The organism is Planococcus donghaensis MPA1U2 (genome assembly GCF_000189395.1).
GTDB lineage: Bacteria > Bacillota > Bacilli > Bacillales_A > Planococcaceae > Planococcus > Planococcus donghaensis_B.
Map to the genome: position 1 here is coordinate 40893 of NZ_AEPB01000009.1, position 8935 is coordinate 49827.

8 protein-coding genes are annotated in these 8935 nt (G+C 40.3%); 7 read left to right on the top strand and 1 reads right to left on the bottom strand.

Translation table 11 applies throughout. The features are described 5' to 3' along the window. Window positions 1–64: 64 nt before the first annotated feature. Together GPDM_RS02795 and GPDM_RS02800 are read left to right on the top strand one after the other, a co-directional pair. Entirely contained in the window at window positions 65–796 is a 732-nt protein-coding gene (locus GPDM_RS02795) for an ABC transporter ATP-binding protein (protein WP_008428748.1), read from the top strand. Then, window positions 793–1545: an ABC transporter permease gene (locus tag GPDM_RS02800; RefSeq protein ID WP_008428750.1), complete on the top strand. Its 753-nt coding sequence runs from the start codon at window positions 793–795 to the stop codon at window positions 1543–1545. Before GPDM_RS02795 ends, GPDM_RS02800 begins: the two co-directional genes overlap by 4 nt. A 45-nt stretch (window positions 1546–1590) precedes the next feature. On the opposite strand, the gene GPDM_RS02805 is transcribed toward GPDM_RS02800, so the two are convergent. Beyond that, complete coding sequence (locus GPDM_RS02805; protein WP_008428752.1) at window positions 1591–2652, bottom strand: saccharopine dehydrogenase family protein; 1062 nt, start codon at window positions 2650–2652, stop codon at window positions 1591–1593. Between the two features lie 183 nt (window positions 2653–2835). On the opposite strand from GPDM_RS02805, the gene GPDM_RS02810 reads away from it, so the two are divergent. From GPDM_RS02810 to GPDM_RS02830, 5 genes are all read left to right on the top strand, one after another. After that, entirely contained in the window at window positions 2836–3231 is a 396-nt protein-coding gene (locus GPDM_RS02810) for a DUF485 domain-containing protein (protein ID WP_008428754.1), read from the top strand. Then, window positions 3228–4763, top strand: a complete 1536-nt coding sequence (locus tag GPDM_RS02815; RefSeq protein ID WP_008428756.1) for a solute symporter family protein — start codon at window positions 3228–3230, stop codon at window positions 4761–4763. The genes GPDM_RS02810 and GPDM_RS02815 overlap by 4 nt, the downstream gene beginning before the upstream one ends. Before the next feature lie 122 nt (window positions 4764–4885). After that, window positions 4886–5890 (top strand): S8 family peptidase, encoded by a 1005-nt coding sequence (locus GPDM_RS02820; RefSeq protein WP_008428757.1) that lies wholly within the window; start codon window positions 4886–4888, stop codon window positions 5888–5890. Between the two features lie 209 nt (window positions 5891–6099). After that, on the top strand, window positions 6100–7740 hold the full coding sequence (locus GPDM_RS02825; protein ID WP_039862799.1) for an ABC transporter substrate-binding protein: 1641 nt from the start codon (window positions 6100–6102) through the stop codon (window positions 7738–7740). A gap of 17 nt (window positions 7741–7757) precedes the next feature. Continuing rightward, window positions 7758–8837 (top strand): M42 family metallopeptidase, encoded by a 1080-nt coding sequence (locus GPDM_RS02830; RefSeq protein ID WP_008428760.1) that lies wholly within the window; start codon window positions 7758–7760, stop codon window positions 8835–8837. The last annotated feature ends 98 nt before the right edge of the window (window positions 8838–8935 follow it).

Here is an 8935-nt window from a genome sequence, read left to right on the forward strand (position 1 = left end):
TAGCTAGCCAAGCAGCACACCATAAAACGTGTGCTGTTTTTCTGCCTGAAAGGAAGTGACATGGATGTCTGTAAAATATAAACCGGCTATCCATTTTAATCATGTGGATTTTTCATTTGGAAAAAACCCGATTTTAAAAGGCATTACCGGATCTTTTCCGGAAGGGAAAATTACTACGTTAGTCGGTCCATCTGGAGCAGGGAAAACGACTTTACTGAAATTGTGCAATGGGCTATTATCTGCACAATCGGGAGAAGTGTATATTAAAGATCGCGAGATTGAAAGCTATGAGCCAGTGGAGCTGCGCCGCTTAGTTGGAATTGCACTTCAAAGTGCGCCGATGATTACAGGCAGCGTGTATGAAAACTTAACACTGCCACTAGAGCTTCAAGGAGAGTCGCTCTCGAAAGACGATGCGCTTGAATTGTTGCATGATGTCGGATTGGAAAAAGAGCTTCTTGAGCGAAAAGTGAAAGATTTGTCTGGTGGGCAGCGTCAAAAAGTTTCCATTGCCAGAACACTTGTCAACAAACCGGAAGTTTTGTTGCTCGATGAAATTACGTCTTCTTTAGATCGTACTTCTTTAAGAGAAATTGAAGAATTAATAGTTAAAATCAACCGGAAATACCACACCACGATTATTTGGATTACTCATAACTTGCAACAAGCGCTTGAGATTGGGGATTATACGTGGGTAATGATGGACGGTGAAGTGGTAGAAACCGGTGAAAGTGAGTTACTTAAAGATCCGGTAAATGATAAAGTTAAACGGTTTGTCAGGGGGGAAGCGGAATGAGCTATTTGACGTTGTCGATTACCTTAATTTTCGTATTGATTCCTCTCATACTGTCTAAAACCTTAAAGCTTGGATTAGAGAAAGACACAATCATTGCCACGCTACGCTCAATCGTACAATTATTGGCAGTTGGTTATGTCTTGAAATTCGTTTTTGATTCAGACAGCTTACTTTATATTTTCATGATGGTTGGTTTAATGGTCGTTGCAGCTACGCATAACGCGCAGAAAAAAGGAGCGGCGATTCAAGGTATCACGACCAAAGTGGCGGTTACGTTAATCTCTGTAGAAGTACTTACGCAAAGTATTTTACTGGGCTTTAATATTACACCAGCAACAGCGCAATACATTATCCCGATTAGCGGCATGGTCATCGGAAACTCGATGGTCCTATCCATCTTGTTCTTGAATCGCTTTACTGCAGAAGTAGAGTCGCAGCAAGATCAAACCGAATTAATTTTATCGCTCGGAGGGACGCCCAAACAGGCAATTCATCGACAATTAATCACGTCGATCAAAGCCAGTATGATTCCGACAATCGAAAGCCAGAAAACCGTAGGACTTGTTCAGTTGCCTGGGATGATGAGTGGTCAAATTATTGCGGGGGCAGACCCGATTCAAGCTGTTCAATTTCAGTTGCTTATTATGTTCTTGCTCTTAACAACTGCTGCTGTGACAAGCGTTATGCTTGGTTTCTTGTCGTACCCAACCTTGTTTAACCAGCGGATGCAATTAATAAAGGATAAATAGTTGTATAGAAAAAAGCCAAATTCGATAATTCGAATTTGGCTCTTTTTACCGAGGAAAAAACGTGTCGACTTCAAAGGCTCCTGAACCTGGTAATGTTTCTACTAAACTAGAACCGAAAAGACCAGCGGGCGTGTAATAGCCGCCGTCAATTTTTTCCCTTAAAAGACGTTGAACAATATCAAGTGACCCATAAACAGTTAAGTCGTAAACATTCGCAGTTTGGATACGCACAACTTTCACAAAGCCCTCCGCATTTCTTGCTTCGCCCCATATGTAAGCAGGCGTATTCGCTCGAAATTCATCATTCGGACCTTTTACTCGCTGATCTACTTGTTTCTGCAATTTCTCTTTTACCCAATCAGATGCAAACAACGGACTCGCCATTTTCATTAAACGAGCGCTTTGAACTTTTGACTTGCTCATTGGTATCCAAGTAGAAATGTTCGGAATGCCTGTCGTATAGAATGCGGTCGAAACATCACCCCACGGAATTCCCATTGCCGAACGCGAACCTCGACCGAAATCAATAGTGCGATGCTGACTGCCAAGTGCGACAGGTTCTAGCACACCATTTTTTCTATGCATGCTACTTGATCCGAGACCTTGAATCATAGTTTTAAACGTTCCTGGTGAAACGCCTGAATCCGAATCGAAACCAAGAGATAATTCAATTGCATCAGGTAATTCTTCTTTTAACTTTAAAGCGGTGCAGTCTGTCGGGACAACATCAAAGCCGACGCCAGAACAAAGGATAATGTCTTTTTCCACTGCGTGAACATGTTGGGAATGAGTATATTCGAATACAGAAATTTCTCCTGTAATATCGAGGTAATGGGTTTGTGCTTGCAAACATGCTTGAATCATCGGTTTACTAGTTTGTTCAAAGGGACCGGCACAGTGAAGAACCAAATCTATATCTTTTAATTGGTTTGCTGCCTGTTCATCTAACGGAAAGGATTGAAATGCCAGTGACAGTTCCTCGGCTAATGGCCGGATTTTATTAGCACTACGTCCTGCGAGTATAGGAGAAAACCCTCTTTTTACAGCTTCTCTAGCAATCAATTCACCTGTGTAGCCATTCGCCCCATAAATCATCCATTTCTTCATATTATCGGCTCCTCTTGTTTTAGCTATTCTACTGTATTCTCTAAATTCGTATAAAAACCTTTATGTAATAGAGTTAAAAGAACTATCCTTACATTTTTTTACTTATAATGATTGACGTGGAAAATTAAAAGTGCTTTAATTATTTTTAGATTCAGAAAAGTCTAAAATCGAGGGGTGAAAGACGTGACGAAAGTAATCACAGCAAATGACACACAGCAGAATGCGAGGGGAGAGAAAAAGGTAACGCATGAAAGGCCAGTGGTTAAGGAGCCAGACTTTCAAAAAATCGAAAACTCTCCCGGTTTCAGAGAGTTGATGCATAAGAAGAAAAAGTTTCTAATCTCGACAACAGCATTATTTTTGGGGCTTTATCTCTTATTTAATATCGTGATTTCCTATACCAATTGGTTGGACGCGCCTTTCATTGGAGACATAACATGGGTGTGGGTATTCGCTTTTTCTTTATTCGCTATGACGTGGATTCTTGTAACCGTTTACATGAAAAAAGCCGAAAAGTTTGATGCAATGGCTAAAGCTACGTTAAAAGAATTTGATTATGACGAGGAGGACACAAAATGAATGCTACGGTTATCTCTATTTTTATTTTTATCGTTGGGATTACCCTTGTCATAACTTATTTTGCAGCAAAACGAACGAATTCCGCTAGTGATTTTTATACAGCAGGTGGTGGTCTGACTGGCTGGCAAAATGGTTTGGCCATTGCAGGAGATTATTTGTCAGCAGCTTCTTTTCTAGGGATTGCAGGAGCCATCGCTTTGTTTGGGTTTGATGGGTTCCTATTTTCTATCGGCTATCTGGTTGCCTATTTAGTGGTTCTTTTTATCGTTGCTGAACCGCTACGTAATCTAGGGAAATACACGCTTGCTGATATGATCAATGCACGCTTTAATGCTAAAAAAGTTCGTGGAGCAGCGGCATTAAGTTCTATCACAATTGTCATATTCTATATGATTGCTCAATTGGTTGGAGCAGGAGCATTGATTCAATTGCTGTTTGGCATTGATTACATATGGGCTGTTTTGCTAGTTGGTATCATGATGACCATCTATGTATTATTTGGAGGGATGACAGCGACAAGCTGGGTACAAATTATCAAAGCAGTGTTATTGATGGTTGGTACAGTTATTTTATCGTTCTTAGTCCTGAAGAATTTCAATTTTAATATTTTAGACATGTTCACGCAGATGAAGACAGCAACACCTCATGGTGAAGCGTATTTAAGTCCTGGAGTTAAATACAAAATCCCATTGGATACCATTTCACTCATGCTTGCCTTAGTTCTCGGAACAGCAGGACTGCCACACATTTTAATGCGTTTTTTCACAGTAAAAGATGCAAAAACAGCCCGAAGCTCAGTTATGTGGGCAACTTGGATTGTGGGGATTTTTTATGTCATGACCATTTTCCTTGGTTTCGGGGCTGCAGCTTTTGTGGGGTCTGACTTAATCACTTCAACAAATCCTGCTGGGAATATGGCTGCACCGCTATTGGCACAAGCCTTGGGTGGCGATATTTTAATGTCGTTTATTTCTGCAGTCGCGTTTGCAACGATTCTTGCTGTAGTAGCGGGTCTGGTATTGACTGGGGCTTCGGCTTTTGCTCATGATATTTATGGGCAAATCATTAAAAAAGGTCAAGCAACGGAACGGCAGCAAATGTTGGCAGCTCGTTATGCTTCTCTTGGGGTATCCGCGTTTTCAATTTTATTGGCTATCTTTGCGCAAAGCCTAAATGTAGCGTTTCTCGTGTCTCTAGCATTCTGTATTGCAGCGAGTGCTAATTTACCAGTTATTCTTTACACGATTTTCTGGAAACGATTTAATACTACAGGGGCAATATCGGCAATCCTAACAGGATTAATATCGGCATTAGTGCTGGTGTCTCTAAGTCCGAGTGTGATGAATCCGGTAGCGGGTGCTGCGATTTTCGTAGGAGACCCAATTTTCCCATTAACTAATCCGGCATTATTCTCTGTACCCCTTGGATTTATCGGTGGATGGGTTGGAACGATGCTGTCTAAAGAACTTGATGTCAAGAAATATTCAGAGGTCAATGTCCGTGCAAACACAGGTGGATTTAGACAATTATAAAGTACGCAAACTCGATGTTGAACATGCATCGGGTTTTTCAATTGGGAGAAAAGAGGATTCAACGAAAACACGCCGAATTAGGACAGTAAGAATAAAATCGGAAACTAAAGGGAGCGAGTTAAATGGCAAATCTAAAGTTAATTCCTTACCGAGTAGAAGAAATCGCCGATCAAGCACCAAGAATTCCTCGAGGCGTACGGATGATTCAAGCGCCAGAAGTATGGCAATGGGCAGAAAGAGGAAAAGGGAAAATCATTGCGATTTTAGATACAGGATGTCAGCCTGATCACCCTGATTTAGAAGGTCGAATTGTAGGTGGGAAAAACTTCACGCCTGATTACGATGCAGATGCGACGAATTTTGACGATAACAATGGTCATGGGACACATGTTGCGGGAACGGTTGCTGCTTCTTATCGAGAAAGCGGAGGAATAGCAGGTGTAGCTCCAGAAGCACAACTCCTTATTTTAAAGGTATTGTCGGGTGAAGGTGGCGGAGACTATCAAGGGATTATCGACGGCATTCAGTATGCAATTGATTGGAGAGGATCAAATGGTGAACGTGTCCATGTCATTTCCATGTCTTTAGGTGGTCCGGAAGATGTTGAAGAGTTGCATGCAGTAGTGAAACGGGCTGTAGATGCAGGAATTCCAGTAGTGTGTGCAGCTGGGAACGAAGGAGACAATAAATACGATACAAATGAATATGCTTATCCAGGAGCTTACGGAGAAGTGATTCAAGTAGGGGCTGCGGATTTTAATCGTCGAATTGCCAATTTCAGCAATACGAACGATGAAATCGATTTAGTCGCTCCAGGAGTCGATATTTATTCAACATTTCCTGGCGGCAAGTACGCTAGCCTTTCAGGAACTTCAATGGCGACACCGCATGTTTCAGGCGCATTAGCACTGATTAAGAATATTGCGGAAAAAGAGTTTGCTCGTGAACTGACAGAGGCTGAATTATATGCTCAACTCGTTCGGCGAACCATGTCTATTGGTTATCCAAAGACTGCAGAAGGTAACGGTTTACTAGCATTAGACATATTGAATAAGATCGAACAACTAATTAAAGTGATCAATCAAGCATATAACACAGATGAAAAAGTGGACGTAAGAAAATTTTAATGTCGCGAACCACCCTACGGAAGACAAGTAGGGTGGTTTTCTATTGGGGATTTCCGAGTAATTTATTTATTTTTAAAATTTTGAATATTTATTTGAAATTTCACATAAACATGATTATACTAGTAATTATCTTCTTAATGTCTGTTATTATCGAAGTTTGCTTACGTTATGTAGAAAAAGTTAACGAAAAACATATTGGAGGGAAAAGAATGAAAAGAAATTTACAGCGTTCCATGTATCTTTTACTACTGTTAATAGTATTACTTGCTGCTTGCTCAGAAAGTACTGAAGAAAAAGGCTCAGAAAACAGTGGGAAAGAGATGACGGAAGAAGATAAACAAGGTGGCACATTGATTTATGGGCGTGGGGCTGACTCAGTTGGCTTGGATCCAATCAATGTAACAGATGGTGAATCCATCCGCATTACCCACAATGTTTTTGAAACATTATTGGAGTACGATGACAATTTAGAATTGCAACCGAAACTGGCTACAGATTATAGCTCTAGTGAAGATGGCTTAACTTGGACGTTCCAATTACGGGAAGGAGTTAAATTTCACGACGGAACTGATTTTAATGCAGAAGCCGTTGTTTTTAACTTTGAACGATGGATGGATCCAGAAAATCCATATCACCAAGGAGATTTTCCGTACTATCCATTTCTCTATGGAGGATTTAAAGGAGACGAAAATCATTTAATCGAACATGTCATAGCGACAGACAATCATGAGCTTGAAATTAAACTAAAACGGAAAACAGCTCCATTTCTTAGTTACTTAGCCATTTCCATGTTCGGAATTGCTAGTCCGGCTGCTATTGAAAAATATGGAGAGGAATTATATGAGCACCCGGTAGGAACAGGTCCTTTCCAATTTGAGGAATGGAGTCGTAACAGTACCATCACATTAGTAAAAAATCCGAATTACTGGATGGAAGGAAAACCTTATTTGGATAAACTTATTTACCAAGTGATTCCTGAAAATGCAGCTCGTTTGAATGCATTACAAACTGGAGAAATTGATATTTTAGATGGGATGAATGCTGGCGATACTAATATCGTAGAAGAAACAGAAGGCCTTGAACTACTAAAGCGTCCAAGTTTCAATATTGGGTATATGGCTTTTAATATGGAAAAAGAACCATTTGATGATCCATTGGTGAGAAAAGCCATCAACATGGCCATCAATAAAGAAGAAATCGTCGATGCTTTTTATAATGGATTAGCAGATCCGGCAACGAGTCCGCTACCTCCTTCATTATGGAGCCATAATAAGGAGTTGGAGAAATACGATTACGATGTCGAAGAAGCAAAAAAATTATTAGCGGAAGCTGGTTTCGAAAATGGTTTTGAGACAGAATTATATACAATGAGCAATCCGCGACCTTATTTACCTGAGCCGATGAAAATCGCTGAAGCAATCCAATCTGATTTGGCCGAAATTGGCATTACAGCAGAAATTGTTTCGATGGAGTGGGCAACGTACTTGGAAGACACTAAGAACGGAAAGCATAGTATGGCGATGTATGGTTGGACAGGGGTAATGGCAGACCCTGATAATTTCTTGTATCCAAATTTAAGTAAAACGAATGCAGAAGTGCCCGCACAAAACATTGCCTTCTATAAGAGTGATGAATTTACATCTTTAATCACGGAAGCTCGTGAAACCATTGATCAAGATAAGCGAACTAAACTTTATAAAGAAGCACAACAATTATTTCAGGAAGACGCACCTTGGGTAATGTTGGCGTATACGACGCCACCGCTTGCCCAAAGTGACTATGTCGAAGGTTATAAACCACATCCCATGAGCAACGATTTAATGACGGATGTGTACTTATCAAACCAATAATTTGAGGTGGATGGATTTTGTATAAACTATTGAAAGATTTGTGTGATTTAGTAGGGCCAAGTGGTTTTGAACAAGATGTTCAACGTTTTATCAAAGAAGAAATACAAGATAAAGTGGATCAACTAGAAATCGACTCACTTGGTAATTTGATTGCTAAAGTAAAAGCGACAGATCCACAAATGCCCTCTATTTTACTAGCAGCCCATGCAGATGAAATCGGTTTTATTATTAAGAAAATCGAGCCGAATGGTACACTGCGCTTTGAACAGCTCGGCGGATTTGATAATCGGATTTTATTAGCACAACCGGTTACCATCAAAAGTGCAGCGGGTTATATTGAAGGGGTAATTGGTGCTTTGGCTGTTCACTATGTAAAGTGGGATGATCCAAAGCGAATTGATTCTCATCGTGATTTATACATCGATGTGGGTGCATCTTCAGCACAAGAAGTTCTAGACATGGGGATCAAAGTGGGCCAACCAATAAGCTATGGAAGTAAATTGAAATTGGCAGGTGACAAAAAGCGTAATCGTGTAATCGGTAAAGCGCTGGATGACCGTGCAGGTTGCGCCGTGTTAATTGCACTGATTAATAATCTTCATTCAACCAAAACAGCTAACCACGGAGACATTTACTGCGTCTTCACGGTTCAAGAAGAAGTAGGATTAAGAGGTGCATCTGTATTGTCCCAAAACATCAAGCCAGACTTCGCATTGGCTGTCGATACGACACCAACAAGTGATACGTATGATGTATTGATGACAGGGACGAGAAAACTTGGGGGTGGCCCATGTATTAAAATCGCTGACAAATCATTGATTTCACATCCTCTGGTTACAAGTCTTTTGGAGAAAGTTGCTGAAGAACATAACATTCCTTATCAACAGGAAATCTTTATGGGCATTGGGACAGATGCTGGAGCAATTCATATGACTTCAACGGGGGTCTCAACAGGAGTCGTTTCTATTCCTTCACGTTATACGCATACACCGATTGAAATTATCGACTTGGATGATCTTGAAAACTCAGTTCGTCTAGTAGAAGCATTTATTTTTGCTTCAGGAGAACTGATTGGCAAGAACTTTCTAGACACATAATATAGTAAAGAAACCGAGTGCACTTGCGATGTACTCGGTTTTTTGTAGTCATTTTACAATCAATTATTAAATACAAAATATTAATTTTAAAAATTTTT